This is a genomic window from Mesorhizobium sp. INR15 (genome assembly GCF_015500075.1).
GTDB lineage: Bacteria > Pseudomonadota > Alphaproteobacteria > Rhizobiales > Rhizobiaceae > Mesorhizobium.
Map to the genome: position 1 here is coordinate 12,592 of NZ_CP045498.1, position 25,034 is coordinate 37,625.

General features: G+C 59.6%; 23 protein-coding genes and 1 pseudogene. 20 read left to right on the forward strand and 4 right to left on the reverse strand.

Annotated elements, in window-relative coordinates:
- Positions 1 to 3: 3 nt before the first annotated feature.
- Positions 4 to 1,272, reverse strand: coding sequence for a cation:proton antiporter (locus GA829_RS33910; RefSeq protein WP_195180156.1), 1,269 nt, complete (start codon positions 1,270 to 1,272; stop codon positions 4 to 6).
- 372 nt (positions 1,273 to 1,644) lie between these two features.
- On the opposite strand from GA829_RS33910, the gene GA829_RS33915 reads away from it, so the two are divergent.
- The 12 genes from GA829_RS33915 (at position 1,645) to GA829_RS33970 (ending at position 13,128) form a co-directional block, all read left to right on the forward strand.
- The gene (locus GA829_RS33915) at positions 1,645 to 1,740 is read left to right on the forward strand and encodes a pyrroloquinoline quinone precursor peptide PqqA (protein ID WP_195179924.1); all 96 of its coding nucleotides are present in this window, start codon (positions 1,645 to 1,647) and stop codon (positions 1,738 to 1,740) included.
- 121 nt (positions 1,741 to 1,861) lie between these two features.
- Positions 1,862 to 2,800: a pyrroloquinoline quinone biosynthesis protein PqqB gene (pqqB, locus tag GA829_RS33920; RefSeq protein WP_195179923.1), complete on the forward strand. Its 939-nt coding sequence runs from the start codon at positions 1,862 to 1,864 to the stop codon at positions 2,798 to 2,800.
- Positions 2,797 to 3,555, forward strand: coding sequence for a pyrroloquinoline-quinone synthase PqqC (gene pqqC / locus GA829_RS33925; RefSeq protein ID WP_195179922.1), 759 nt, complete (start codon positions 2,797 to 2,799; stop codon positions 3,553 to 3,555). The genes pqqB and pqqC overlap by 4 nt, the downstream gene beginning before the upstream one ends.
- The gene (gene pqqD, locus GA829_RS33930; protein ID WP_195179921.1) at positions 3,552 to 3,848 is read left to right on the forward strand and encodes a pyrroloquinoline quinone biosynthesis peptide chaperone PqqD; all 297 of its coding nucleotides are present in this window, start codon (positions 3,552 to 3,554) and stop codon (positions 3,846 to 3,848) included. Before pqqC ends, pqqD begins: the two co-directional genes overlap by 4 nt.
- Complete coding sequence (gene pqqE, locus GA829_RS33935) at positions 3,845 to 4,969, forward strand: pyrroloquinoline quinone biosynthesis protein PqqE (protein WP_195179920.1); 1,125 nt, start codon at positions 3,845 to 3,847, stop codon at positions 4,967 to 4,969. Before pqqD ends, pqqE begins: the two co-directional genes overlap by 4 nt.
- Before the next feature lie 61 nt (positions 4,970 to 5,030).
- Positions 5,031 to 6,857, forward strand: a complete 1,827-nt coding sequence (locus GA829_RS33940) for a PQQ-dependent dehydrogenase, methanol/ethanol family (RefSeq protein WP_258052431.1) — start codon at positions 5,031 to 5,033, stop codon at positions 6,855 to 6,857.
- A gap of 16 nt (positions 6,858 to 6,873) precedes the next feature.
- Positions 6,874 to 7,413: a c-type cytochrome gene (locus tag GA829_RS33945; RefSeq protein WP_195179918.1), complete on the forward strand. Its 540-nt coding sequence runs from the start codon at positions 6,874 to 6,876 to the stop codon at positions 7,411 to 7,413.
- A gap of 5 nt (positions 7,414 to 7,418) precedes the next feature.
- Positions 7,419 to 8,399: a cytochrome c oxidase subunit II gene (gene coxB / locus GA829_RS33950; protein WP_195180185.1), complete on the forward strand. Its 981-nt coding sequence runs from the start codon at positions 7,419 to 7,421 to the stop codon at positions 8,397 to 8,399.
- The gene (gene ctaD / locus GA829_RS33955; RefSeq protein WP_195180186.1) at positions 8,396 to 10,336 is read left to right on the forward strand and encodes a cytochrome c oxidase subunit I; all 1,941 of its coding nucleotides are present in this window, start codon (positions 8,396 to 8,398) and stop codon (positions 10,334 to 10,336) included. The genes coxB and ctaD overlap by 4 nt, the downstream gene beginning before the upstream one ends.
- Positions 10,329 to 10,928 (forward strand): cytochrome c oxidase subunit 3, encoded by a 600-nt coding sequence (locus GA829_RS33960; RefSeq protein WP_195180187.1) that lies wholly within the window; start codon positions 10,329 to 10,331, stop codon positions 10,926 to 10,928. The genes ctaD and GA829_RS33960 overlap by 8 nt, the downstream gene beginning before the upstream one ends.
- A gap of 421 nt (positions 10,929 to 11,349) precedes the next feature.
- Positions 11,350 to 12,216 carry a cytochrome c oxidase assembly protein gene (locus GA829_RS33965; protein WP_195180188.1) on the forward strand — a complete coding sequence of 289 codons (867 nt, stop codon included), beginning with the start codon at positions 11,350 to 11,352 and terminating at the stop codon, positions 12,214 to 12,216.
- Between the two features lie 18 nt (positions 12,217 to 12,234).
- Positions 12,235 to 13,128: a c-type cytochrome gene (locus GA829_RS33970; protein ID WP_195180189.1), complete on the forward strand. Its 894-nt coding sequence runs from the start codon at positions 12,235 to 12,237 to the stop codon at positions 13,126 to 13,128.
- Between the two features lie 550 nt (positions 13,129 to 13,678).
- On the opposite strand, the pseudogene otnC reads toward GA829_RS33970, so the two are convergent.
- From otnC to GA829_RS33985, 3 genes and pseudogenes are all read right to left on the reverse strand, one after another.
- A pseudogene (otnC, locus tag GA829_RS37695) lies at positions 13,679 to 14,307 on the reverse strand (3-oxo-tetronate 4-phosphate decarboxylase).
- Positions 14,304 to 15,557: a 3-oxo-tetronate kinase gene (otnK, locus tag GA829_RS33980; protein WP_195180190.1), complete on the reverse strand. Its 1,254-nt coding sequence runs from the start codon at positions 15,555 to 15,557 to the stop codon at positions 14,304 to 14,306. The pseudogene otnC and the gene otnK overlap by 4 nt, the downstream one beginning before the upstream one ends.
- Positions 15,554 to 16,321 carry an FCD domain-containing protein gene (locus GA829_RS33985; RefSeq protein ID WP_195180191.1) on the reverse strand — a complete coding sequence of 256 codons (768 nt, stop codon included), beginning with the start codon at positions 16,319 to 16,321 and terminating at the stop codon, positions 15,554 to 15,556. The genes otnK and GA829_RS33985 overlap by 4 nt, the downstream gene beginning before the upstream one ends.
- 191 nt (positions 16,322 to 16,512) lie before the next feature.
- Between GA829_RS33985 and GA829_RS33990 the strand changes: the two genes are divergently transcribed.
- The 8 genes from GA829_RS33990 (at position 16,513) to GA829_RS34025 (ending at position 24,987) form a co-directional block, all read left to right on the forward strand.
- Complete coding sequence (locus GA829_RS33990) at positions 16,513 to 17,451, forward strand: ketopantoate reductase family protein (protein WP_195180192.1); 939 nt, start codon at positions 16,513 to 16,515, stop codon at positions 17,449 to 17,451.
- Between the two features lie 4 nt (positions 17,452 to 17,455).
- On the forward strand, positions 17,456 to 18,988 hold the full coding sequence (locus GA829_RS33995; protein ID WP_195180193.1) for a sugar ABC transporter ATP-binding protein: 1,533 nt from the start codon (positions 17,456 to 17,458) through the stop codon (positions 18,986 to 18,988).
- On the forward strand, positions 18,985 to 20,001 hold the full coding sequence (locus GA829_RS34000) for an ABC transporter permease (protein WP_195180194.1): 1,017 nt from the start codon (positions 18,985 to 18,987) through the stop codon (positions 19,999 to 20,001). Before GA829_RS33995 ends, GA829_RS34000 begins: the two co-directional genes overlap by 4 nt.
- A gap of 88 nt (positions 20,002 to 20,089) precedes the next feature.
- The gene (locus tag GA829_RS34005; protein WP_195180195.1) at positions 20,090 to 21,109 is read left to right on the forward strand and encodes a substrate-binding domain-containing protein; all 1,020 of its coding nucleotides are present in this window, start codon (positions 20,090 to 20,092) and stop codon (positions 21,107 to 21,109) included.
- A 101-nt stretch (positions 21,110 to 21,210) separates the two neighbouring features.
- The gene (locus GA829_RS34010) at positions 21,211 to 22,029 is read left to right on the forward strand and encodes an MBL fold metallo-hydrolase (protein WP_195180196.1); all 819 of its coding nucleotides are present in this window, start codon (positions 21,211 to 21,213) and stop codon (positions 22,027 to 22,029) included.
- Between the two features lie 4 nt (positions 22,030 to 22,033).
- Positions 22,034 to 23,050: a zinc-binding alcohol dehydrogenase family protein gene (locus tag GA829_RS34015; RefSeq protein ID WP_195180197.1), complete on the forward strand. Its 1,017-nt coding sequence runs from the start codon at positions 22,034 to 22,036 to the stop codon at positions 23,048 to 23,050.
- Positions 23,051 to 23,905 carry a fumarylacetoacetate hydrolase family protein gene (locus tag GA829_RS34020; protein ID WP_195180198.1) on the forward strand — a complete coding sequence of 285 codons (855 nt, stop codon included), beginning with the start codon at positions 23,051 to 23,053 and terminating at the stop codon, positions 23,903 to 23,905.
- A gap of 2 nt (positions 23,906 to 23,907) precedes the next feature.
- Positions 23,908 to 24,987: a Gfo/Idh/MocA family protein gene (locus tag GA829_RS34025; RefSeq protein WP_195180199.1), complete on the forward strand. Its 1,080-nt coding sequence runs from the start codon at positions 23,908 to 23,910 to the stop codon at positions 24,985 to 24,987.
- Positions 24,988 to 25,034 lie beyond the last annotated feature (47 nt).

The window sequence follows — 25,034 nt, forward strand, 5'->3', positions numbered from 1 at the left end:
GTTTTAATCATTGCCGCTTTTGTAACTGAGCACCGTGCGGCGCGCGACGTAGCCGAGCGTCGATCCCTGCACGATCACGCTGAACAGCACAACCGCATAGGTTGCCGCCAGGATCGTTGGCTTTGCCGTGCCTTCGGGAACAGAGAGCGCCAGCGCAATGGATATGCCGCCGCGGATCCCGGCCCAGGTCAGGAACAGAACGTTGCGGCCCGACATCAGCCGGTTGACCCAAGGGACCAGGATGGGTGCACCGACAGCGAGGAAGCGTGCGGCGATCACGATTGGAATGGCCGCGGCAGCGACAAGCAGTGAAGCCGGGTCAAATCGCAAGATAAGCACTTCCAGTCCGATGAGCAGGAACAGCAACGAATTCAGAACCTCGTCGATGAGTGTCCAGAGACCGAAAAGGTATGTTTGGGTACGGTCGCTCATCGCATCGCGGGGCCCTCGATAGCCAATGAGCAGACCTGCCGCTACGACTGCAAGTGGGCCACTGACATGAATGCGCTGCGCGAGCGCGTAGGTTGCCGTCACCAGCGCCAGCGAAATGAGCACTTCGATTGCGTAGTCGTCGATCAGCCGCATGCCCCAATAGGCAATGTAGCCCGTTAAGATGCCCAGCAGAAGCCCACCACCGGCCTCTACAATCAGGAGTTCGGCGACCGACGTCAGGCTCGTGCTTTCCTCGGGCGCGCCGATCGCGAACGCCAGCAGGATCGTGAAAACGACAATGCCGACACCGTCGTTGAACAGGGACTCGCCCTGCATCTCTACTTCGAGACTTGCCGGGGCCTCAATATTCTTGAGCGTGGCCATGACAGCCACCGGATCGGTGGGGCTGATGAGCGCGCCAAAAACCAGCGCCCACGACAGCGGCAATGAAAGACCAAGAAGGCCAGCGGCCTGCCAAAACAGGAGGCCTATGATGAAGGTCGACGCTATAGTGGCGAAAGTAGCAAGCACGATCACAGGTACCGCGCGACTGAGGAGTGTTCCAAAATCTACGTGGAGCGCACCTGCGAAAAGCAAGAATGCCAGCATCCCGTTCATGACGACCGATGTAAAGTCTATTTGGAGCAGCGTCTTGGTCAGGGGCTCGAACAGGTGCTGCTCTGGCAGGATGGCGTCTATCATCACCAAAATGAGCGAGGCCACTACACTCATTGTCAGCAGGCCGATGGTGTGCGGCATAGGCAGAAATTTATGATTGATCCACCCCAACACCGCTGACGTCGTCAGGAGGAGAGCAGACATTTCGAATATCGACAGCAGCGGCTTATCTCCAGGTCGCGGTGGTAAAAAATAGATTGCTGCGAAGATGCGGCCAGCGCCGTATCGGTTGTTCTCGGTTCCAACCGTCGGGATTGCAGCGCCGCAATCTTGTACGTGTCTTCACGTCCATGGGAAAGGTACGCGGTGCGGTCAAAGTTGAGAATATGGAGAACACGGGGCTCTTTGAGAGGCGCCAGCCAGGCCCGTTGCAAAAGAGTTCGTATGCTAATTCCAGAGGAACCGGATTCGCATCACGACGTTGTGTCAACGCAAAGCCGCTCACGGCCTTATAACCACTTAAACCCTCACCATGAAGTATCGTTAGGTTGGTGACGGCAGACTCCGACGCGCTTGGTATAAAAGGAGAAAGCTATGAAGAAGACCTGGAAGAAGCCGACCATGTGCCAGGTGGCAGCGGGCTTTGAAATATCGCGCTATTTGCCTGCGGAGATTGCTTCGAAGAAATAGCCAGTAAAGCGCGCCCTTCCAAACCGGGGCGCGCTACCCCTTCCATGTCGAAGGGCCTGTTAGCGTTCAGCGGAAGAATGCTATAAAATTCATTCGACTGCTCTAATAGAGTGGCGTCCTGATGCGCATGAAGATACTCGGATCTGCCGCAGGCGGTGGCTTGCCGCAATGGAACTGTAATTATTACCTAAGCCGCGCAGCACGTTCTGGTTTGGCAGGCATTCATAAACGTACACAATCCAGCGCCGCCGTCTCGGCCGATGGGGCGGCTTGGGTCCTTTTCAACGTCTCACCCGATATCAGACAGCAGATCGCGGAGACGGCGGTGTTGCAGCCATCCGTGAATTCGCAGCTCCGCTCGACGCCGATCCGTGCGGTGGTACTCACTAATGCCGATGTCGATCATATCGCCGGCTTGCTCAGTTTGCGAGAGCGGCAGCCCTTTGCTATTTATGCGACGGTACAAGTTTTGGCGGCCTTGGACGCGAATTCTATCTTTAACGTCCTAGATCCGGAACTTGTCCCAAGACGCTTACTGCCGCTAGCGGAAGAAGTGGCGATCCGCGATGCTGAAGGACTTGAGACGGGTGTGACGGTTGAGTGCTTTCCTGTATCGGGCAAGATCGCACTCTACCTGGAAGACAGACAGCACCCGCATGCGAATTTCAGCTCGAATGCCGGTGACACGATTGGGATTCGCGTTGCTGGTGGCACCGCTGGCGGCGCGGTCTTTTATATCCCAGGCTGTGCGAGCATCGATGCCGTCCTGCGTGCAATGCTCACCGACGCGTATTGCCTGTTGTTCGACGGCACGGTCCATGCCGATAATGAGTTGATTGCCGCCGGTGTCAGTCATAAATCCGGAGTTCGGATGGGCCATCTGGCGATGTCGGGCAACGCAGGTTCCATCGCCGCTCTGGCCGATTTGAATATCAGTCGCCGGGTCTTCATCCATATCAACAACACCAACCCTGTTCTTGATGAGAACTCGGCCGAATACATGTCAGTTCGGGCAGCAGGGTGGGAAGTGGCCCGCGACGGAATGGAGATAGAATTTTGAGCGATTTCCACCGCGCGGCTAAAGGAGGCTTGTCGGCCATAAAACTCGAAGCTCTGCTGAGACAAGTAGGGGCCGAACGCTACCACCACCGTCACCCTTTTCATCAAAAGATGATCAGCGGCGCACTCTCGAAAACGGAGATGCAAGCATGGGCGCTGAACCGCTTTTGTTACCAAGCCGTGATTCCTCGCAAGGACGCGATGATCCTCGCCCGTGCCGAGGATCCCGCCTTTCGTGCTGCATGGCGCAGGCGCATCGAGGATCATGACGGAGCGGACGGCTGGAGTGGGGGTATAAAGCGATGGCTGCATCTTGCAACCTCCCTCGGTCTCGACGCTGACGTCGTCAAGAGCGAACGGCTGGCGCTGCCGGCAACACGTTTCGCAGTCGGTGCCTATCTCTCTTTCTGCACGAACCGGACGCTAATGGAGGCGGTCGCGTCGTCACTGACGGAGATGTTCTCGCCGGCCATAATCGGCGAGCGAGTTCCGGCAATGCTGGCTAAATACGATTACGTCACCGAGGACACGCTGGCTTATTTCACGCGACGTCCCGAACAGGCTACGCGCGATGCCGACTTCGCCTTGGCATACGTTCTCAAACATGCCACCACGCCGGAGCGACAGCAGCAGGTGGTCGATGCCCTCGTATTCAAATGCGATCTCCTTTGGGCGATGCTAGACGCTCTTCAGCATGCCTATGGCGAGAAGACAAACATACCGCCCGGCGCCTTCTGTCTGGAACTTTCGCCATGACGGAGCTGCGAAAAAGAGCGCTGTTGGCACCACATTCTGTTCCGTTCCTGCCAAAACACGTGCGCATTCAGTTCGATCCCGTCCGAAGCGCATTCGCCGTACTGTCGCCCGAGAAGGTTTTTTGGCCGAACGAGATCAGTCTCGACATATTGCGGCGTTGCAATGGGCGTTCCTCGGTCGCTCAGATCATCGCCGGTCTTGCCGCCGAGTATGACGCGCAGGAGGAGGACGTTGCGACCGACGTCATCGCGTTCCTACAGGGATGGTCCGACCAGCTGTTGGTCAAGCTATGAGCGCACCCCTCCTACCTCCTATCGGCATGTTAGCGGAACTAACACATCGCTGCCCCCTGCAATGCCCCTATTGCTCTAACCCGGTCGAACTGCTGAAGGCTAATCGCGAACTCGATACGCGGACCTGGCTGGAGCTGTTCGAGCAGGCCGCCGAACTTGGCGTTCTTCAGGTACATTTGTCAGGCGGTGAGCCAACGCTGCGCCGGGATCTCGAGCAGATCATAGCCAGGCTTTCCGCCCAAGGCGTTTATACCAACCTAATCACTGCGGGCGTCGGCATTGCCGATGGCCGCATCGAGGCATTTGCTGAAGCTGGGCTCGACCATCTGCAACTCAGTTTTCAGGGTGCGAGACCGGAGACCACAGAGCGTATCGGCAATCATCGGGGTAGCCACGAGAAGAAGCTCGCCACCGCGCGACGCGCTCGTGCGGCGGGCTTGCCGTTGACCATCAACGCACCCATCCACCGCCACAATATCGAAGAGGTGCCGGGATTCATTGAACTTGCACTTTCGCTTGATGCCGAGCGCCTCGAGATCGCCAATGTACAATACGCCGGATGGGCGTTGACCAACCGCGGTGCATTGATGCCTGATCGCGCTGCGGTCGACAGGCAGGTCGACATCGTGGCGACGGCGCGCGAGCGGCTGGCGGGCATCATGAACATTGACTTCGTCACCCCAGACTATTTCGCCACCTTTCCGAAGCCGTGTATGGGGGGCTGGGCGCGCGACGCATTCATTGTCACACCCGACGGCACGGTGCTTCCATGCCATGCAGCGGAGACGATACCGTCGCTCTCCTTCGAGCGATTCGGGTCCCGCGGCCTCATGGAAATCTGGCGCGACTCGCCGGCATTCAATGCGTTTCGCGGCGTCGACTGGATGCAGGAGCCTTGTCGCACTTGCGATCGGCGCGAAATCGATTGGGGCGGCTGTCGCTGCCAAGCGATGGCAATCGCGGGGGATGCCGCGGCAACAGACCCGGCTTGCGTAAAATCGGTCATCCATTCCCGTATGGAAATATTGGTCAGGAATGCCGTGTCAGGGGCTGTGCCGGGCGAGAAAGACATCAGCCCGTTCGTCTATCGCCGCATAGCCCAACAACCTCCCTCAAAATAGCAAAAACGCATGCAACCGTTCAGGCCACACGGCGTTAATCCGAAAAGGCGGGGAGGGTTGCATGCGCATTCTACTGACCATAGCGGCTTTAGCTGCCATGACAGGGTCGGGACAAGCGCAATCAGCACCTACGGCGGGGATACCAAAATCGTACTCGGACGCCACGGCAAATTTTGCCGGCGCCGGCAAGCCCGGCGAATGGACAAGTCAGGCACGCGATTATGCGAACACCCGGTTTAGCCCTCTTAAAGAAATAACCCCCGATAATGTTGGCAAGCTGAAGGTGGCCTGGACATTCTCGGACGGCACGCAATACGGTCATGAGGGCGCGCCGCTGGTAGTAGGCGATACGATGTATGTAGTTTCGCCCTATCCCAACACGGCCTATGCGCTTGATCTTTCGAAGCCGGGACCTTCGATCAAGTGGAAGTTCGACCCCAATCCTTCCCCCCAGGCAATTGGCAAGGCCTGCTGCGATGCCGTTCTTCGGGGTTGGGCTTATGCCGACGGTAAATTGATCTACAATCTCCTCGACGACCACACTGTCGCTGTTGATGCGTCGACAGGAAAAGAGGTCTGGCGGACGGCCTTGGATAGCTTGGAACATGGCGTGACCATGACCCAATCGGCCTTTGCCGCCGACGGCAAAGTATTCGTCGGCAACTCCGGCGGTGAGATGGGCGTCAATGGGTGGTTGGCCGCCCTGGATGTCGGCACCGGGAAGGAAATCTGGCGCGCGCACGCTGTCGGCCCGGACACGGATGTCCGTATCGGCGACAGTTTCAAACCCTATTACGACTGGATGAAGGGTAAGGACCTGGGGATCAAAACCTGGCCAGTGGACGCCTGGAACACGGGTGCCGGTGCTTCATGGGGGTTCGTGTCCTATGACGAAAAGACCAAGACAATTTACTATGGCACCAGCAATCCTGGTCCCCGCGTGCCGGCCCAGCGTCCCGGCGACAACTTGTGGACCAGCGCGATGTTCGCGCGGGATCCAGAGACCGGAATGGCCAAGTGGGCCTATCAGTTCACCCCGCATGACCAATGGGACTATGACGGCGTCAACGAAGCGGTTCTGCTTGACATGCCGATCGACGGCAAGATGCGTCAGACTCTGGTGCATTTCGACCGCAACACGTATGCCTACACGATCGACCGCAACACCGGCGAAGTGCTGCTGGCCAATACTTTTGCCTATCAGAACTGGTCCACCGGCTTCGACAAGAAGGCTGGACGGCCGATCGTAGATCCGGCCCGCGAGCCCAAGCCCGGTGTGAAGATCGACAGGGTCTGTCCACCCGACATAGGGCAGAAGGACTGGGAGCCGCCGGCCTTCAGTCCGAACACCGGCTTACTCTATGTCGGTGTGTTCAACATCTGTATGGGCCTGACGGACCACGAAGTCTCCTACATTTCCGGTACGCCCTATGATGGCATGGAGATGGAGCGGTTTTCAGTGGACGGCCCCGATGGAAACTGGGGCGGCCTGATCGCCTGGGACCCAGCTCATGGCAAGAAGATCTGGGAAGTCCCAGAGAAATTCATGGTCATGAGTGGCGTCATTGCCACGGCGAGCAATCTCATCTTTTACGGCACCACGGATGGATGGTTCCGCGCGCTAGACGCGTGGACGGGCAAAGTTCTTTGGTCGCAAAAACTCGGCTCGGGCATCATTGGACAGCCGATCACCTATATTGGGCCTGATAACCGGCAGTATGTGGCTGTTGCCGCCGGAGTGGGAGGTGCCGCGATGGTGCAGAAGGAGCGGCCTGGCTTCCTGCCGCGCGGCAATACGATCTATGTTTTTTCCGTCGATGGCGACACAGTCAAGACAGCGGCCGACGCCACTCCTATCCCCGTTGGAGCGGCCACTCAGCAGCAGTAACCGCCAGGAATTCGCCATGTCACTCGGTCGCATTCTTATCGCCGTGCTCATCCTCCTGGCTGTCGGCGCAGGCGCGACGGGATGGCTGATTATGACACAGAGGCAGTCGCAGAATCGAATAGACGTCGCCTATCCGGAAGGAATTGCCGCGGTTGTCCCCCTGGGCTTGAGCGCGGGTAGGTCGCCGACTCTGAGTGCCAGCACCGCGAATCCATTGGCTAACGATCCTAACTCTGTCCAGGAAGGCAAGAAACTCTTCACGTCGATGAACTGTGCGGGTTGTCATGGCTATAAAGCCAAGGGTGGGATGGGACCGGATCTCACGGACACGGCCTGGCGTTATGGCGGCACCCCGATAGATGTCTACAAGAGCATTTACGAGGGGCGCCCTCAAGGAATGCCGGCTTGGGGTAACGCTCTGCCTCCCCAAAGCTTGTGGCAACTGGTCGCTTATCTGCAGTCGTTGGGCGGTACATTCAGCGCCTCGTCGGGTGACGGCAAGCAGCAAGCGGCGGCTGACCAGGGACAGGGAGCCCCGGCGGGACAAAAGCAATGAGGCGCGTGGCGTCTCTCTTTTTGTTCACCGTTGCGCTTTCCGGTTGCAGCGGGTCTCCACTCGGCTATCTCGACGCGACAAGCCCGATTGCTGGAGCCATTGCCAGCCTTGGCCTCGGCCTCACGGCAATTTCGATCGCGGTCTGCATTGTTGTCGGCGTGTTGCTTGTCGTGGCCCTATGGCGCGGACGGCGGGCGCACGATCTCGCGATAACGCCGGTCAATGATCGTACGGCCATTCGATGGATCGGATTTGGCGTAGCAATTTCGACAGTCTTTCTCGTTGGCTCGGCAGTATGGACGCTCCTTACGGTGAGTTCGATCAGTCAGCCGGCACAGGCCAGCGCGCTCAGCATTGATGTCATCGGCCAGGAATGGTGGTGGGCAGTCAAATATCGATCGTCGAATCCTGCGCGCGAATTCATCACCGCCAATCAGCTGGTGATTCCGGTAGGTGTTCCGGTACAAATCAATTTGACATCCAAGGATGTCATTCATTCCTTTTGGGTGCCGAAACTCGGCGGCAAGATGGATATGATCCCGTCGCGCACCAATGTCACCTGGCTCCAGGCTGACAAGGTCGGCGACTTTCGCGGTCAATGCAGCGAATTCTGCGGTCTCCAGCATGCCAACATGGCGTTCAATGTGCGCGTGCTGTCGAAACCCGATTTCGAAGCCTGGTGGGACCGCCAGCTTCTACCGACCGTAGGATCAGGGGATGATCCGCGCCTCAAGACATTCCTCGTGCGCTGCGCTGCCTGCCACACGATAAGGGGTACTCCCGCCGGAGGCATTCTGGGACCTGACCTCTCGCATTTCGGGGATCGCGAGACGATCGCTTCAGGTCTGATGACCAACACGCCCGCCAATCTGGCCAAATGGATCAACAACACGCAGACCATCAAGCCGGGCGTCAAGATGCCGGAACTCCATATGCTCGCCAGTGAGATCGACGACGTAACCACCTATCTGGAGGGGCTGAAATGACGGCCGTGCACCCCAATATGGAAGTTGCCTCCAGACGCCGGAAACTCCTCGATATCTGGGAAACAGCCCCCGGTCTGTACGGCTGGTTGGCGACCGTCGATCACAAGACCATCGGCATCCGGTATCTGTGCACAGCGTTCTTCTTCCTGGTGATCGGCGGGATCGAAGCGCTGGCGATGCGAGTCCAATTGGCCCAGCCGGACCTTAAAATTCTGTCGCCCGATGCCTACAACCAGCTTTTCTCGATGCATGGCACGACCATGATGTTCCTCTATGCCCTGCCTATGCTGTCGGGTTTTTCCAACTACCTGTGGCCGTTGATGCTGGGTTCGCGCGACATGGCTTTTCCGCGACTGAATGCGTTGAGCTATTGGGTTTTTCTGTTTGCGGGCATCTTCCTCTACATCAGCTTTCCGCTTGGTCAGGCGCCAAATGGCGGCTGGTTCGCATACGTGCCAAACACGAGCCTCGAATACGACCCAGGCATCAACATGGACGTGTTCGCGCTTGGACTGGTCTTTCTCGGCATTTCAACTGTGGTCGGTTCAGCCAATTTCATCGTGACGCTGCTGAGGTGCCGTGCGCCCGGAATGTCCGTCAACCGACTGCCAATATTGGTCTGGGGCACGCTCACGGCCTCGGCTGCGAACCTGCTCGCGGTTCCGGCGGTAAGCCTCGCCTGCGCCATGCTCTGGCTCGATCGTCGATATGGCACACATTTCTTCGACGTTAAAGGCGGCGGTCAGCCTCTGCTTTGGCAGCACCTGTTCTGGATATTTGGGCACCCTTGGGTTTATGCGCTTGTCCTGCCAGCAATGGGCATCGTTTCCGACGCACTCCCGGTCTTCTGCCGTCGACCGCTGGTTGGCTATACGCTGGTCGCGATCTCGACCGTGGCAACGATGATCCTGGGCTTCGGCGTCTGGGTACATCACATGTTCGCGACAGGGCTTCCCGTAATGTCCCTATCGTTCTTCAGTGCCGCGAGTTTCGTCATCGCAATTCCCAGCGCGATCGCCGTGTTCGCCTGGATCGCAACCATCTGGACGGGCAAACTTCAGTTAACAACGCCATTCCTTTTCTTCGCCGGCTTTATAATGCTGTTCGTCATCGGCGGGGTTTCGGGCTTCATGACCGCATCGGTCGCACTCGACTGGCAACTGACCGACACCTACTTTATCGTCGCTCATCTCCACTACGTTCTGCTCGGGATCAATGTCTTCCCGGTCGTCGGCGGGCTGCATTTCTGGTTTCCAAAGATGACCGGCAGGATGATGGACGAGCGGCTCGGCAAATGGACCTTCTGGACCATGTTCATCGGGTTCAACGCCGCGTTCTTTCCCATGCATGTGACCGGCTTGATGGGCATGCCCCGACGCATCTATACCTACCCTACGGACATGGGCGTCGGATGGTTGAACATGTTGTCGACCCTCGGTGCGTTTGTCTTCGCCGTGGGTGTTTTTCTATTCCTTATCAACGTAGCAAAAAGTCTCAAATCGGGCCTGCCGGCAGGTGACAATCCCTGGGACGCGCCAACCCTTGAATGGGCGACCACGTCTCCGCCGCCTGTCTATAATTTTGCGACGATTCCTCAAGTCGCCTCGCGTTATCCGCTGTGGGAGGATCGCCTTAAGGAGACCGAAGAGAGGTCGATAATCGGCGATGCCGTTCGTGACGGAATGGTCCTGGATAAAGGCAAGGAGACAATCGGTGTGACACCGCTCGATGCCGAGCCCAATGTCGTATTGAAGATGCCCGGTGATAGCATTCTGCCGTTCTTGCTCTCGGTCGGCATGACGGGGTTGTTTTTCGGTTTGTTGGCGCAAGTCATCTGGTTGGTCGCCCTTGGCGCCGTATGCGAATTCGGCGTTCTGGCACTATGGCTGACGCCGGAGCCACACGCGGCATTGGAAGAGGTCGAAATCCATGACTGACCGAACAGCCAGCGAAACACTACCGGTTGGCGGGTCCGGAACTGTTTCCACCGCGTGGTGGGGAATGGCCTGCCTCATCGCGACCGAGGCAATCCTGTTTGTCTATCTGATTTTCAGCTACGTCTATCTCGGCTCGCAGCAGACCGGTCCCTGGCCGCCGACGGGACCGCCGAGCCTGAAGCTCGTGATCCCCAACACCGTTATCTTGGTCGCCAGCAGCTTCGTGGTCGCCTGGGGCCAAAGCCAATTCCGGCAGACCGGGAACAGCCTCAGACTTGCGCTGGCGCTGGCAGGGACGATAATCCTTGGCTCCGCCTTCATCATCATTCAGGCCTTCGAATGGGCGGGAAAAGGCATCGTGCTCTCGACCAGTGCATATAGCTCCGCGTTCTTCATTCTCACCGGCGTGCATATGGCACACGTCGCGGTGGGACTACTGATCCTGACGATGCTGCTGGTCTGGACGCTTATGGGCCGGTTCAGGGGCGTACATCACGAGCATATCGCACTTGGCGCGCTCTACTGGCACTTCGTCGATGTGGTATGGATCGTTGTCTTCATCACCGCCTATGTGGTCCCTCAATTCTCATGAGCGCTCTACACCCCCTTGCCAAACGTGTTCAACACCCTGCGCCTTTGCGCCATGTTGCGCCCTACCACCTGATTTTGGCGGGGCTTTTCGCGGCACCGGGAGCGTGGCTATTGCAATTGCTGCTTTCGTATTTTCTAAACGGCGATCGTTGCCCTAAAGCCCCCGCCGCTGCGATCATACCGTTCCTCACTGTGCCCACTGCAATCATCGCGGTGATTGCAGTGGCAACCTGTCTCTTTGGATTGTTCGCCGCCCACCGAACATGGCGGCTTACTCGAGCGGAAGCTCCCGGGGACCATCATGAGGCATTGACGGCTGGAGCTGGCCGAACTCGTTTCCTAGGGCTTTGCGGGATTGTTTCGAGTTCCATCTTTCTCGTCGGCGCTCTGTTCGCGCTGCTTGTCCCTTATCTGGTCTTGCCATGCGCCGTCCCCTTTTTCTGAGTGCGGCAGTGGCGGGAACCGCCAGCCCCGCATTAGCCCACGACGCCGGTTCGGCCGTCTGGACATCATGGTTCGGAGACCCACCGGTCGAGGCGCTGCTTGCCATTCTGCTGGCGCTGTATCTGACCGGGCTTGTGACAATGCTTTCGAGCCGACATCAGAAATGGGCGGTCAGCAAGGGTAGGGTGCTGGCGTTTTTTGCTGCTGTTCTAGCTCTTGTTTTAGCACTGCTGTCACCTGTCGACGCGCTTTCGGAAGAGTTGTTTTCGGTCCACATGTTTCAACATCTGCTGCTCATTCTCGCGGTTGCGCCGCTCCTCGCATATTCAAATGGCCATCTTGTCGTTTTGCGAGCGTTTTCAATTTCAACCAGGCGTTCTATCGGGCAGGCAATCGCCGCGATCCCGGGCATGAAACAAGCAGCCCACAAGGAGGTTGCCGCCTGGATAGCCGCAGGCTTATTCGTCACCACGATGTGGTTCTGGCACATTCCAGCGGCCTATGACTGGGCTCTTGGCAACGAAGCCGTCCACGTTTGTGAACACATCACGCTTTTGGTGGCCGCCACGTTTTTCTGGCGCGTGGTACTCACCAGTGGCAAGCGACGCCTCAGCCCAGCAATGGCGGTCGTCCTCGTCTCATTGGTCGGCATACAAGGCTCGTTCCTTTCGGCGTTGATTATGTTTGCTCCTCATCCGCTTTACGCTGCCTATTCCGGCAATGGGCTTGACGACCAGGTACTGGCCGGCGTGCTGATGTGCATCCCTGCGTCTTTCGTCTATCTCGGCAGCACCATCTGGGCATTGTCGCGTATGTTGGGAAACAGTCGCACCCATGTCAGATAGCATCGAGCCCGAGGCATCATGGTGAATATAGGCGCCCGCTGGAAATGGTCGATCGCGGCGGTGGCCCTTTTGGGGTTGGCCACAGCAACCTATTTTTTGAAGCCCGTCACGGGACCCCCACGCAACTTGGCTTTGGCGGGCGACGCCGCCCGCGGCGCCTATATAATCCGTCTCGCCGGGTGCGGTTCGTGTCACACGGACCACGAAAACAGCGGCGCGGCACTTTCCGGCGGCAAACCATTGACGACACCGTTTGGAACATTTTATCCGCCCAACATCACGCCGGATAAGCAAACCGGCATAGGAAACTGGACGCTAGCGCAATTTTCCGATGCGCTGAGCAATGGCAATAGCCCAAGGGGAAATCTGTACCCCGTCTTCCCCTACAATGATTTGACGCTGATGAGCGATCAAGACGTTGTTGATCTCTACGCGGCCGTCATGGCGACGCCTGCGATTGCCCACACGACGCTGCCCAATCGAGTGATCTTCCCTTTCAATATTCGGCTTCTGGTTTCTGGATGGAAGAACCTCTTCTTCTCACCGCATCGCTATCACGACGATCCGTCCCATTCGGCGTCCTGGAACCGCGGCGCTTACCTTGCCAACGGCCTCACGCATTGCGTGGCCTGTCACTCGCCGCTCAACGCGCTCGGTGCGGTTACAAGCGGCAAGAGGTTCACCGGAAATTCCGGCGGCGGTCCCGGAGGAAAAGCGCCACCACTCACAGTGCTTGCACTGCTACAGGACGGTTATACGAGAGACAGCTTCGCGGAAACTCTCAAAACAGGTCTAACTCCCAACGCCGGCAAGGTGGGCGGCGAAATGGGATTGGTGATTTCCGACGAAACTTCACATTGGACGGATGATGATCGCAAGGCAGTCGCCGATTATCTCTTGAATTTGAAATAGGCCGCAGTCCAAGTTGGCTTCGTAAGAACCCAAAAACGAAAAACCCCATCCACTGTTTTCAACAGGAGGGGGTCAACGTCACACCTCCATGGCTGCATGCTTAGCCAATCATTACTTTAGTCGGGGGTTTCGCTAGATTCCGGACGTTGGTAATGGGCCGTTGATGTCAAGGGCTTTGGGACAAGCGCGGTCGGCCGCCAGCCGGATTGGATCAGGGTAACCGAAGAGCGCGGAAAGCAGCGAACGTTCGACCACACCATTCGCAATGGTGCCAGCCCGCCACGGGTCGAATAGCGAAAAAGCCCACCGTGCCGTGGCCGGGGTCGGCGCGCTAAGCGGCAAAATGGGATAGACGACATGAACTCAGTGGCTCAGGTAAGGTCTGGAATTTTCGATGCCGACAGGCTGGCCGCCGACATGAATACCGATTTCGTCTCGCATGGCATGACCGACGCCGCGCCAAAGCCTTGTCGGCATTCCGAAAGAAGATACCGTTTGTGAATTTTTCGCAACGATTTCGCAACGGCTTCACGACTCGCTGAAACTGAGTTCACGTTTGTCGACGCTGATCAAGTTCGCCTACCATATTCGCGGATAGCCGACGCACAGACAGCTGTCTTGTCAGAAACACCAGTTTTGCCGTTTCTTCCAGTTCCTCCGCGGCAAAGACTGCATCGCGAAAACTGCGCCCGGAAACCACCGGACCATGATTGGCCAGCAGGACGGCCGCATGATCGTGCGCCTTGGCCAACACCAGCGGCCTGACGTCGGCCGACCCAGGATGGGTATAGGGCAGAAGCGGCACGCGCCCGACGCGCATCACAACATAGGGCGTGATCGGCGGGATGGCGTCATCTGGATCGGTATCCTCGAGACAGGAGAGCGCGGTGAGTGAAGATGCACCACGCCCGCGGCCTGCGGTCGCGCCTCATAGAATGCCATGTGAAGGGGGATTTCCTTGGTCGGGGCATTGCCTGACACAGCCATGCCCTGGGCATCCAGCTTCGACAGTCTTTCGGGTTCCAGATACCCCAGGCAGGAATTGGTCGGCGTGACCAAAAACCCGTCGGCAAGCCGAGCCGATAGATTGCCGGACGAGCCGGCGGTGTAGCCGCGCCTGAACAGGGATTCTCCCCAGCGGCAGAATTCGTCGCGAAGCTGCTGTTCTTCTGAAGTCACGTGGCGTCACCTCCGAGCACAGCGAGCGCGCGTTCAAAAAAATCATCAGCGCCGAAATTCCCGGACTTCAGCGCGAATGCCAGCCTCGGCTTGCCGTCGAGGACAAGCGCCGGGACTCCCGTATCGATCTCCGGACCGACCTCAAGGGCCGATGCGCCGAATGCCGAGGCGACCGCGCCCGATGTTTCGCCACCAGCTACCACGAGCCGCCGGAAGCCGGCAGATACTGCCTTTGTAGCGAGTTCGGCGAAAATAGTCTCGAACGCTTCGGCCAGCCGTTCGCGCCCATGCCGGGTCTGTGCCGCCGAGACTTCGGAAGGCTCCGCTGTCGAGTAGACCAGCGGGCCCGCACCCTTATGGCTGATCAGGAAATCGAGGCAGCCTGCAACAGCTGCGCCCGGATCTAGTGCGTCGACGGCGTCCAGGCGCTTTGAGGGATGGCCACTGCCATAGGTGGCGATCTGCCGGCGCGTCGCTGAGGAACAACTGCCGGAGAGGATGAGGCCAGGCCCATTGCCCCCTGCGAGGCGCTGCCGACCCCCGATCCCCGGGTGGATTCCAAAATTGCCGGGCAGGCCCATGGCAATCCCTGAGCCGCCAGTAACCAGCCGGTGAGTCCTTGCTATCCGGCCCAGCGCGCGCAGATCGTCATCCGAGATCGCGTCGGTAACGATCAGTCTTTCGCCTTTGCGCTTTGCCAGGCGCAAGGCGGCCTGGCCGCTGCCCGAACGCAGGCTTTCCAGGCCGAGATGGCCGACCTTGAGTGCGGTCTGCCGCGCCAACCATCGCCTGATGTCGGGATCGGGCATTGGCGTCAGTGGGTGATTTTCCATGCCCGACTCACTGAGCAGGCAATCACCGACGAAGAGGTGGCCGTTGTAGATCGTGCGGCGGTTGGCCGGAAATGCAGGGCAAACCAGCGCTAACGTCGTGTCTAATTCCAGAAGCAGCGCTTCCGCGACCGGGCCGATGTTGCCTTGCGGCGTGGAATCGAAAGTTGAACAGTATTTGAAAACGATCTGTTGGGCGCCGTTGGCAACCAGCCACCTGCAGGCAACCAGCGATTGCGCCACTGCCTCGCTAGCCTCGCTCGAGCGCGTCTTCAGCGCAATGACCGCTGCGTCGATCTCTGCCTTCAGTCGTCCGGTCGGCGTGCCGACGAATTGAACGGTTCGAGCGCCGGCCTTGGCGAGGGTGTTGGCGATGTCGCTGGAACCCGTGAAATCGTCGCCGATGACGCCGATCTTCATTCGTTGTGGTCGCCCGTCGCGCGATCGCCCGTGTCATGGTCGGCCACCTCGTGATGACTTGAGCGCTGGCGCCAGAACATCGTCGTCAACTGATCCAGATGCTCACGCATCGCCTGCTCCGCGCGATCGGGCTCGCGTGCGACGATGCCGTCGTATATGGCGCGGTGGGCCTCGTACGCCGTCTGTTCCTGCCCGTCAGCGGCAAGCGTGACAATACGCTGTTCCTTCAACCATTCCGAGATCTGGTCATGCAAGGCGACGAAGACGAGATTGCGCGCGATGCGCGCCAGCTCGAAGTGGAACGCGATATCGGTGCTGGTGAAACGATCACGGTCACCGATTGCCAACCGGTTGGCTTCGAGCGCCTGGGCGAGGGATTGAAGATCCTCCTGCGTCGCTGTCCGTGCCGCCTCGCGGGCAAGGCCGACCTCGAAGAACATGCGCGCACCCTGAAAGGAGCGCTGCCCTTCCTCGGTCGACAGCATCTGCCGGACGGCGGGCGCCATACCGGTGAAAATATGACTGGCGGTCGGCATCAGCACCTTGGCGCGGGCGCCGTTGGTGAGTTCGACGAGCCCGGCCTTCTGTAGCGAGATCAACGCCTCGCGAATGGCCGGGCGGCCAACGCCGAAGCGCGCTTGCAGGTCACGCTCGGGCGGTAGCTGGTCTCCGGGCTTTAATTTGCCGGAGAGAATCTGGCCCTCGAGATGTGTGGCCACATGCTCGAAGAGTTTCTTGCGTTCTATGATTAGGGGGTCGACCATAGACCTTTCATACCATCATGCTTGACAACCATGCAACAGCTTGCAATGCTAAAAATGCGAGATCGAAAACGATGGCTGAGATGCTGCGAGCATCGGCCAGCGGCGGTTTGGGCCGCTCGCTCTTGCACGCCACATCGGCAGCCTGACTTGCTTGTTAAGACGGCGATCGCATCGCCAAGGGAGGAATTTGAATGAAAATCGCCATTCTGGGCGGCGGCGGAGCTATGGGCGGGATATTCGGGGGATATCTTGCACGCGCCGGCAATGACGTGACGCTCATCGACGTCTCCAAGGCGGCGGTGACGGCAATCAACGACAACGGCCTGACCATCGAAGAGAAGGATGGTTCGCAGCCGGTGATCAAGGTGCCGGCAAGCGACAATCCCGCAAGCGTCGGACCGGTCGATCTCATCATCAATTTCGTAAAGTGCTATCACACCGAAGTTGCGGTTCGGGCTGCAGCACCTATGATTGCCAAGGATACCGCGGTGCTCAGCCTGCAGAATGGCTGGGGCAATGCACCGCGCATTGCCTCAATTGTCGGCGAGGACCGAGTGCTGGTCGGCTTGACCTATCATGGCGGCACGCTACTGGCTCCCGGCCGCGTCAAGCATCCCGGTTCGGGCATGACTTATATTGGCGAGCTAACCGGCAAGCCGACCGAGCGCCTAGGCAAGGTCATCGAGACCTTCCGCGCCGCGCAGATTGAGACGACGCAGTCGGACAAGATCCTGAACGAGGTCTGGAAAAAGCTGGCGCTCAATGCCTGCACCCTGCCGGTTGCCGGGCTACTGCATTTCATGTCGCACGAACTCGTCGCCTTCGACGGCACCAAGAGCCTGATGGCCGCTATCCTCAAGGAGGTGGTTGCCGTTGCCACCGCGCAAGGCATCGCGCTCGACTACGACGAACGCTGGGCAGCGATCACCGGCCTGCTCGAAAACGCCGTTGGCGGCAAGGCGTCCATGCTGCAGGACGTCGAAGCCAGGCGGCAAACCGAGATCGAGGTCATCAACGGCGCCATCGTCGCGGCCGGCCAGCGCGTCGGCGTGCCGACCCCGCACAATGAGACGATGGTCTGGATGATCGAGGCCGTTGAGAGCCATTACCTCCAGGCCAAGGCTCAGTAGCGCCATGGCGCCCAGGCTGGAAATCAAGAACCTTTCCAAATTCTTCCCCGGCGTGCGGGCGCTCGATGACGTCTCGATGAGCGTGGATGGCGGGGAAATCCACGCACTGCTCGGCGAAAATGGGGCAGGCAAGTCAACCCTCGGCAAAATCGTCGCCGGTGTTTATCTGCGCGACCAGGGCACCATCCTTGTCGATGGTGTTGAAACCGGCCAGCCCGACGAAAAGGCTGCCGGCGATCTCGGTATCGGTATCGTGCATCAGGAAGGCTCGCTTGTGCCGCAGCTCTCGGTCGCCGAGAACATCTTCGCCGGCCGGCAGCCCACGCAATGGCTGGGTCAGGTCGATGTCCGCGCCATGCGGGATCGGGCCAGGGCGCTTATCGCCCAGCTTGGCGTGGTTATCGATCCGGCATTGAAGGTCTCAGCTCTGTCGCCGGCGCAGGCCCAGATCGTCGAGATCGCCAAAGCGTTGTCTCGCGACCTCAGGATCCTGATCCTCGACGAGCCTACAGCCGCACTGACCCTGACTGAAACCGAAAAACTGTTCGACGTGGTGCGCCGGCTGGCCGGAAACGGGGTCTCGATCATCTACGTCTCGCACCGCCTCGCCGAGATTTTTGCACTCTGTCATTCGGTGACGGTTCTCAAGGACGGCAGGCTTGCCGGGACCCGCCGCGTTGCCGAGACCACAACGGACGAACTGATCCGCCTGATGGTGGGGCGCGATGTGCATTTCGCGCGCTCGACGGCTGCCCGCAAGATCGGCGACATCGTGCTCGAAGCCGAAAATGTCCACGCGCCGCCACTGGTGCGGTCGGCCTCGATCAAGGTGCGGGCCGGAGAGATCGTCTGCCTGGCCGGACTTATCGGGTCCGGACGCAGTGAATTCTGCGAGGCGATCTTTGGCGCGCGCCGGAAGCGCTCGGGATCGATCCGGATCGTCGGCACGCCGATCGATCCGAAAGGCCCGTGGGACGGCAAGCACGCCGGTATCGGCATGGTGCCGGAGGATCGCAAGGCGGCCGGCCTGTTCCTTGGCATGGACATCGTCAACAACGTTGCCGCGACGGTTCTTTCCAAGGTTTCGGCGGGGGTAAACTTTTCCAACTCAAAGGCTGAAGCGCTAGCGAAGAATTTCATCGACGAACTGCGTATCGCGACGCCGAGCGTCTATCAGGTTGTCGGCAATCTCTCCGGCGGCAACCAGCAAAAAGTGCTGCTCGCCAAATGGCTGGCAATGGAGCCGCGCCTGCTGATCGTCGACGAACCGACGCGTGGCGTCGACGTCGGCGCACGCTCGGAAATCTATCGGCTGTTGCGGGCACTCGCCGACAAGGGCGTCGCCTTGCTCGTCGTGTCCTCGGACCTGCCTGAGGTGCTGGCTCTTGCCGACCGCATCGTTGTGATGGCGGAAGGCAGGACCGTGGGTGAACTGCCGGGCGAAGGCGCGACCGAAGAACAGGTGCTGCGTCTCGCCACCAGATACACGGCTTCGGTGGCTGAAGCTCGCGATCAACCAGGGATAGCGGAGGCATGACGATGCGGATCACGCAACCGATGGCGGAGAATGCCGAACGCCGACGCGAAAATCTTTTCGTGCGTGTTGTGCGGCGCCTAGCCGATTCCAGGGAATTGACGCTCTTCGTGCTCGTCATCGCGCTCGCGCTAGCGATGAGCATCGTCTACCCGAACAACTTCCCCACCGCATCCAACATGCGGGCCGTGCTTCTCAACCTGGCTCCTGTCGGGATCCTTGTCTGCGGCATGATGCTATTGATGATCGGCGGCACATTCGACCTGTCCGTCGGCTCGACCCTGGCCTTCTCCGGGGTCTGGGCCGCTGTCGTGGCAGGATGGTGGGGCTGGCCGGCCGAAGTCGCGATTGTGGTCGGGATTCTGGTTGGCGCTCTGTGCGGCCTGGTCAATGGGCTGATCGTCACGCGCATCGGTATCAATGCGCTGATAGCCACGCTCGGCACCCTAACCATCTATCGCAGTCTGACCTATGTCACCGCCGGCACCGGTGTCACACCGATTACCGACGCCTTCGCCGCTTATGGGCGGGCAGCGGATCCGCTGCTGCGCATCCAGTCGCCATTCTGGGCGATGCTGGTACTTGTGCTCATCGGTGGCTGGCTGGTCGCGCGCACGCGCTTCTTCCGGCAGTATTACTTCATTGGCGGCAATCCTCGCGCAGCTCAGCTCTCGGGCATTCGCGTCGACCGGCTCATCTTGATCGGCTTCGTCATCATGGGAGCGCTGGCAGGCTTGGCCGGCGTTCTGGGAGCGGCGCGCCTCAACAGCGCGGTCGTCAACGCCGGCGTTGGCATCGAGCTGAAGGTGATCACCGCCACGGTGCTTGGCGGCGCCAGCCTGAAAGGCGGCGAAGGCACGATCCTCGGTGGCATTCTCGGCGTGCTTTTTATCGCACTCATCGAGAACGCCATGATCATCAACGCGATCGGCGTGTTCTGGCAGGGACTGGTGGTGGGTCTGGTCCTGCTGTTTGCCGTCTCGCTCGATCGTTTCAAGACCAGCGGCCGCGCATGAAATCAGGCGAGGACGGGAGGAGGCATTCGGACAACCGGATGACATGCGGGAACTGGGACTAGAAAAACAACATCAGGAGGAAACGGGCATGAAATCAACAATGAGAACGATACTCTCCGGCGCAGCCCTAGCTGCCACGGCATTGCTCTGCACTTTGCCTGCTAATGCGCAGGAATCATCCTTCGGGCCGGCCAACGCGAAAGAGACCTACTACTGGATTTCCAATAAGGCGAACCTGCCGCTGTTCGTGCAGTATGACTATGTCGGGATGAAGCGGATCGCCGAAGAGCTCGGTGTCAAGGTGATCGTTGCCGGACCGACAGATTTCGACGTGCCTGGCTTCATCTCTGCAGTCGATCAAGTCTGCGCGCAGAAGCCGAACGGCGTCTCCGTCGTCGGCGGCTGGGACCCGTCGCTGACGGAGTCAGTCAAGAAATGCATGGAGCAAGGCGTGCCAACCGTTGTCGATGACGGCGATCTGCCGGCCTCTGGCCGTCTCGCCTATATCGGCACCAACTGGACTCAGGTCGGCGTCGCGCAGGCCAAGAAGCTGATGGAAATGCTGCCCAAGGGCGGCAAAATAGCGTCGATGTCGATCATCAACGCCGGAAACATGCGTGAGGCCGTAGCAGGCTTCAAAGCCTATGTCGAAGCCAATGGCGGCGGCAAATACACCATCGTCGCCAATGAGGATGACGGCGGCGACGCGCAGAAAGCCGCGCAGGTCACGGCGGCGATTCTTGCGGCCAATCCCGACATCGCCGGTCTCGCCGGTTTCGATTCTGAATCCGGCGCCGGCATCGTCACGGCACTGCGTGAAGCCGGCAAGAAGCCCGGCGACATCAAGGTGACCGCGATGGAGCAGACGCCTGACTTCTTCAAATCCGCGAAGGAAGGCTGGGTCGACGCCATCGTGGTGCAAAACCGCGAGCTGTTCATCTACTACGCGGTCAAGTTGCTGCACGACTACAACACCAACACGCTGAAGTCGGCTGGCCTCTCGTCGAAGGATGGCGGCCGTCCGATCCCGGACTCTCTCGATACGGGCGTCATCCTGATCACCAAGGACAATGTCGACAAGGTATTGACGGCGCTAAACGTGAAATAGGCAGAAACTCAATGTCGCGGAGCCTTGCGTCAGGCTCAAGCAGCGTCCGGCGGCGTGATCTCCCTCGCCGTCGGACAGCCAACCAATCCCAAGGATATGAAATGGCTCTTCATCCCACCACCCGCATGCGCTTCCACGGCGTCGCCGCCTACGAAATCTTGACGCGGGACGGATTGCGCATCCTGTGCGATCCGTTTCTGGACCAGAATCCCGGCGCGGCAACAAAATCGACCGACTTCGATCATGTCGATCTGGTCATCGTCAGCCATGCGGCCTTCGACCATCTCGGCGATACCGACAAGATCGCCGCGAAATATGGCTGTCCAATCGTTTGCGGAGGCGAGGTGAAGGCGTGGCTGATGGACCGTGGCATCCCGGCCAACCAGATCCGCGCCACGACCTGGGGCATTAGGGTCAAGGTGGCCGGCATCGAGATTCAGCCGCTCGAATGCCATCACTGGTCGCAGATCAGGCTGAAGGACAATTCCTTCATTTCCGGCGTGCCGATGGCCTTCATCGTCTATGCCGACGACAATCTGCGCTTTTACCACTACGGCGACACGGCCATCTTTTCCGACCTCAAGCTTCAGGCAGAACTTTACAAGCCGAATGTCGGCTGTATCGGAATCGCCAATCCGCAAGAGATTCTTCACCTGAACCCAATGCCGGGCGAGATGCTGACCGGCGAGATGAGCCCTTATGAAGGCGTTCTCGCAACGCAATGGCTTGGCCTGGAGACAGTGCTGCCGTGCCACTACATCAAACTCGATGGTGACAAGGACGTCGCCGAATATATGAAGCATCACCGGGAGGCCAAGGCGCGCGGCGAAGCGATCGCCGATCCCTATCTGCTGCGTGCCGGAGACTGGATCGAGTTCGATCGCGACGGCAAGGTCGTGCGACCGGCCAAGGCGGCTTGAGGACATGCGTGCCGCAATCTTTGATGAGCCGTTCAGCTTGCGCATCGCGGAAGCGCCGAAGCCGGTTCCAGGCCAGGGCGAGGTTCTCGTTCGGGTCAGGGCCGCGGGGCTGTGTGCTGGCGACCTTTACATCTACACCGGCAAGAACCCTTACGTGACCTATCCAAGGATCGGCTGCCACGAGATCGCTGGCGTGGTCGAGGCCTATGGCCCGGGCACCAGCGGCCCCGCGATCGGCACACGCGTCGTCGTCGATCCCTTCGTCGGCTGCGGCCGCTGCTATCCCTGCCGGCTCGGCAAGCGCAATTGCTGCGCCAACCTCACCATTGTTGGCGTTCATCGCGAGGGCGGCTTTGCGGACTTCGTCACGGCGCCGGCTCAGAACCTGAATGTTGTGCCCGACAATATTACCGATTTCGAGGCTGCCTTCGCGGAGCCGGTGGCGATCGGCGTGCAGGGGTGCCGGCGCGGCGTGGTCACGGCTGAAGATACCGTGCTGGTACTCGGTGCAGGACCAATCGGTCTGGCGATCGTTGAGGTCGCGTGCGCGCTCGGCGCCAAGGTCTATGCCACCGATATCTCGCCAGACCGATTGTCCACCGCCGCCGATCTTGGCGCTATCCCGATCGCCGGAGGAGTTGGCCTGGTTGAGCGCGTGCTTGAGATCACCAAGGGCGAAGGCATGCCGGTCGTCATGGAAGCAACAGGCGTTGCTCCGGTCATGGAACAGACCATCGAGCTCGTCGCCGCCGGCGGGCGCATCGTCATTCTAGGGCTGCTGAAGAAAGGCGTCGGCGTCACCTTCCCGGGTCTCGATTTCACCCGCAAGGAGGTGACCATCCTGGGCTCACGTGCCTCCGTCGATTGTTTTCCCGAGGCACTCGAATTGCTTGCCTCGGGCAAGATTCACTACCCGAAGATTGCAAGCTCCTTCGCGCTCAGCGAAGCGCCGGCCGTCTTCCAGAAACTCGCGGACAATCCAATGGCCCTGCACAAGGCCGTATTCCTTTCGGAGGACTAGATGAAGCTTGTTACCTTCTCCCACCCTCAGGGAGGCCACAGTCATCATGCCGGCGTGCTCGACGGCGATCACGTCGCCTGCCTGACGGAAGCCGGTATCGCCGGCAGCGTGATGGAGATCGTGCTGGGCGGCAAAGCCATCCTCGACCGTATCCGCGATGGCCTTGCCAAGGCTCCGCGCCATGCGCTCGCGGACGTGATCCTCGAGGCGCCGATCCGCCCGGGCAAGGTGCTGTGCTCCGGCATCAACTACAAGGGCCACGCCGAGGAAAATCCCAACGCGAAAATGCCGACCGAACCGTTTTTCTTCACCAAGCTGCCGACCTCGGTGGTCGGACCCAATGTGCCGGTTGAAAAGCCTGTCAGGACAGAGCAGATGGACTACGAGGTGGAGTTTTCCGCCGTCATCGGCAAGAAACTGCACAAAGCAAAGGAAGCCGACGTGATGCCGGCAATCTTCGGCTATACGCTTCTCAACGACATTTCGGCACGTGACGTCCAATTCAAGGACAACCAGATCACCATCGGCAAGAACTTTGCCGGCTTCTCGCCGATCGGTCCGTGCATCGTGACCTCGGACGCGATGCCGCATCCCGATAATGTCGCGCTGAAGACACGGCTGAACGGCAAGACCCTGCAGGACGGCAGCACTTCGGACTGGCTGTTTTCCCTGCCGCAACTCGTCTCCTTCCTGTCGCAATACATTCCGCTCGAACCTGGCGACATCGTCTCGACGGGAACGCCGGCCGGCGTCGGCATCTTCCAGAAGCCGCCGATCTTCATGAAGGCCGGCGACGTCGTCGAGATCGAAGCCGATGGCATCGGCATCCTTAGAACACCCATCGTTGCGGGATAAACATGGCGACGGTGGCGATCCGGATTGGGGTGATCGGCTGCGGCTTCTACGCGCAGAACCATCTGCATGCGTGGAAGGAACTCGCTGCCGATGGGGCCGTGCTTGCCGCGGTCTGTGATGTGGATCCCGGCAAAGCCGAGGCAGCGGGCCGGACATTTGGCGTGCCCTTTTACACGGATGCCGCTGCTTTGCTTGCGACCGAGCGTCTTGACGGCGTCGACATCGTCACCCGTCACGACACGCACCGCGCGCTCTGCGAACTGGCGATTGCGCGAGGCGTTGCCATTATCGTGCAAAAGCCGTTGGCCCCGAACTGGGACGACTGCGTCGCCATTGTCGAGGCAGCCGCAAAGGCCGGCGTGTGGCTCGCGGTGCATGAAAATTTTCGCTTCCAGACGCCGATGCGCCATGTTCGGCGCGTCATCGACAGCGGCGCCATCGGCACGCCGAACTGGGCGCGAGTGACATTCCGAACCGGCTTCGACGTCTATCTCACGCAGCCTTATTTCTACGACGAGGAACGGCTGGCAATCGCCGATGTCGGCATCCATGTGCTCGACCTCGCACGCTTCTTTCTCGGCGAGGTCGAGCGCATCTCCTGTGAGACCCAGCGCCGCAATCCCAAAGTGCGGGCCGAGGACACGGCCACGATGCTTTTGCGCCATCGCAGCGGCGCCGTCAGCGTTGTCGAATGCACATACGAGGCACGGCGCGACCCCGATCCGTTTCCGGAAACGCTGGTGGAGATCGAGGGCGACAAAGGCTCGATCATCGTTCGTCCGGGCTCGATCATGCGGGTCACCAGCAACGGAACAACGACCGAGGAGGACATCGGCTCACCATTGCGGTCCTGGACCAGCAATCCCTGGCATGTCGCGCAAGAAGGCGCATTCATGGCCTGCCGCCATTTTCTCGATTGCCTTCAGCGCGGCGTGCCTGCCGAAACCTCCGGCAAGGATAATCTCAAGACCTACGCCCTGGTTGACGCAGCCTATCGCGCGGCCGCCGAACATCGGGCAATCATTCCCGCCCAATGGAAAGAAAACACCGGCGCCCTCTCGATGGAGCGGTGGGCACAATGACTGCGATGGGTCAGCAAAAGGCGCAAAGGCGATCGAAGCAAAAGGCC

What these genes read in the sequence shown, in the direction of transcription:
- GA829_RS33915 (WP_195179924.1), top strand. Translation starts at nt 1,645, where the DNA reads ATGAAGAAGACCTGGAAGAAGCCGACCATGTGCCAGGTGGCAGCGGGC.
- pqqB (WP_195179923.1), top strand. Translation starts at nt 1,862, where the DNA reads ATGCGCATGAAGATACTCGGATCTGCCGCAGGCGGTGGCTTGCCGCAA.
- pqqD (WP_195179921.1), top strand. Translation starts at nt 3,552, where the DNA reads ATGACGGAGCTGCGAAAAAGAGCGCTGTTGGCACCACATTCTGTTCCG.
- pqqE (WP_195179920.1), top strand. Translation starts at nt 3,845, where the DNA reads ATGAGCGCACCCCTCCTACCTCCTATCGGCATGTTAGCGGAACTAACA.
- GA829_RS33940 (WP_258052431.1), top strand. Translation starts at nt 5,031, where the DNA reads ATGCGCATTCTACTGACCATAGCGGCTTTAGCTGCCATGACAGGGTCG.
- GA829_RS33945 (WP_195179918.1), top strand. Translation starts at nt 6,874, where the DNA reads ATGTCACTCGGTCGCATTCTTATCGCCGTGCTCATCCTCCTGGCTGTC.
- ctaD (WP_195180186.1), top strand. Translation starts at nt 8,396, where the DNA reads ATGACGGCCGTGCACCCCAATATGGAAGTTGCCTCCAGACGCCGGAAA.
- GA829_RS33960 (WP_195180187.1), top strand. Translation starts at nt 10,329, where the DNA reads ATGACTGACCGAACAGCCAGCGAAACACTACCGGTTGGCGGGTCCGGA.
- GA829_RS33965 (WP_195180188.1), top strand. Translation starts at nt 11,350, where the DNA reads ATGCGCCGTCCCCTTTTTCTGAGTGCGGCAGTGGCGGGAACCGCCAGC.
- GA829_RS33970 (WP_195180189.1), top strand. Translation starts at nt 12,235, where the DNA reads ATGGTGAATATAGGCGCCCGCTGGAAATGGTCGATCGCGGCGGTGGCC.
- otnK (WP_195180190.1), bottom strand. Translation starts at nt 15,557, where the DNA reads ATGAAGATCGGCGTCATCGGCGACGATTTCACGGGTTCCAGCGACATC.
- GA829_RS33985 (WP_195180191.1), bottom strand. Translation starts at nt 16,321, where the DNA reads ATGGTCGACCCCCTAATCATAGAACGCAAGAAACTCTTCGAGCATGTG.
- GA829_RS33990 (WP_195180192.1), top strand. Translation starts at nt 16,513, where the DNA reads ATGAAAATCGCCATTCTGGGCGGCGGCGGAGCTATGGGCGGGATATTC.
- GA829_RS33995 (WP_195180193.1), top strand. Translation starts at nt 17,456, where the DNA reads ATGGCGCCCAGGCTGGAAATCAAGAACCTTTCCAAATTCTTCCCCGGC.
- GA829_RS34000 (WP_195180194.1), top strand. Translation starts at nt 18,985, where the DNA reads ATGACGATGCGGATCACGCAACCGATGGCGGAGAATGCCGAACGCCGA.
- GA829_RS34005 (WP_195180195.1), top strand. Translation starts at nt 20,090, where the DNA reads ATGAAATCAACAATGAGAACGATACTCTCCGGCGCAGCCCTAGCTGCC.
- GA829_RS34010 (WP_195180196.1), top strand. Translation starts at nt 21,211, where the DNA reads ATGGCTCTTCATCCCACCACCCGCATGCGCTTCCACGGCGTCGCCGCC.
- GA829_RS34015 (WP_195180197.1), top strand. Translation starts at nt 22,034, where the DNA reads ATGCGTGCCGCAATCTTTGATGAGCCGTTCAGCTTGCGCATCGCGGAA.
- GA829_RS34020 (WP_195180198.1), top strand. Translation starts at nt 23,051, where the DNA reads ATGAAGCTTGTTACCTTCTCCCACCCTCAGGGAGGCCACAGTCATCAT.
- GA829_RS34025 (WP_195180199.1), top strand. Translation starts at nt 23,908, where the DNA reads ATGGCGACGGTGGCGATCCGGATTGGGGTGATCGGCTGCGGCTTCTAC.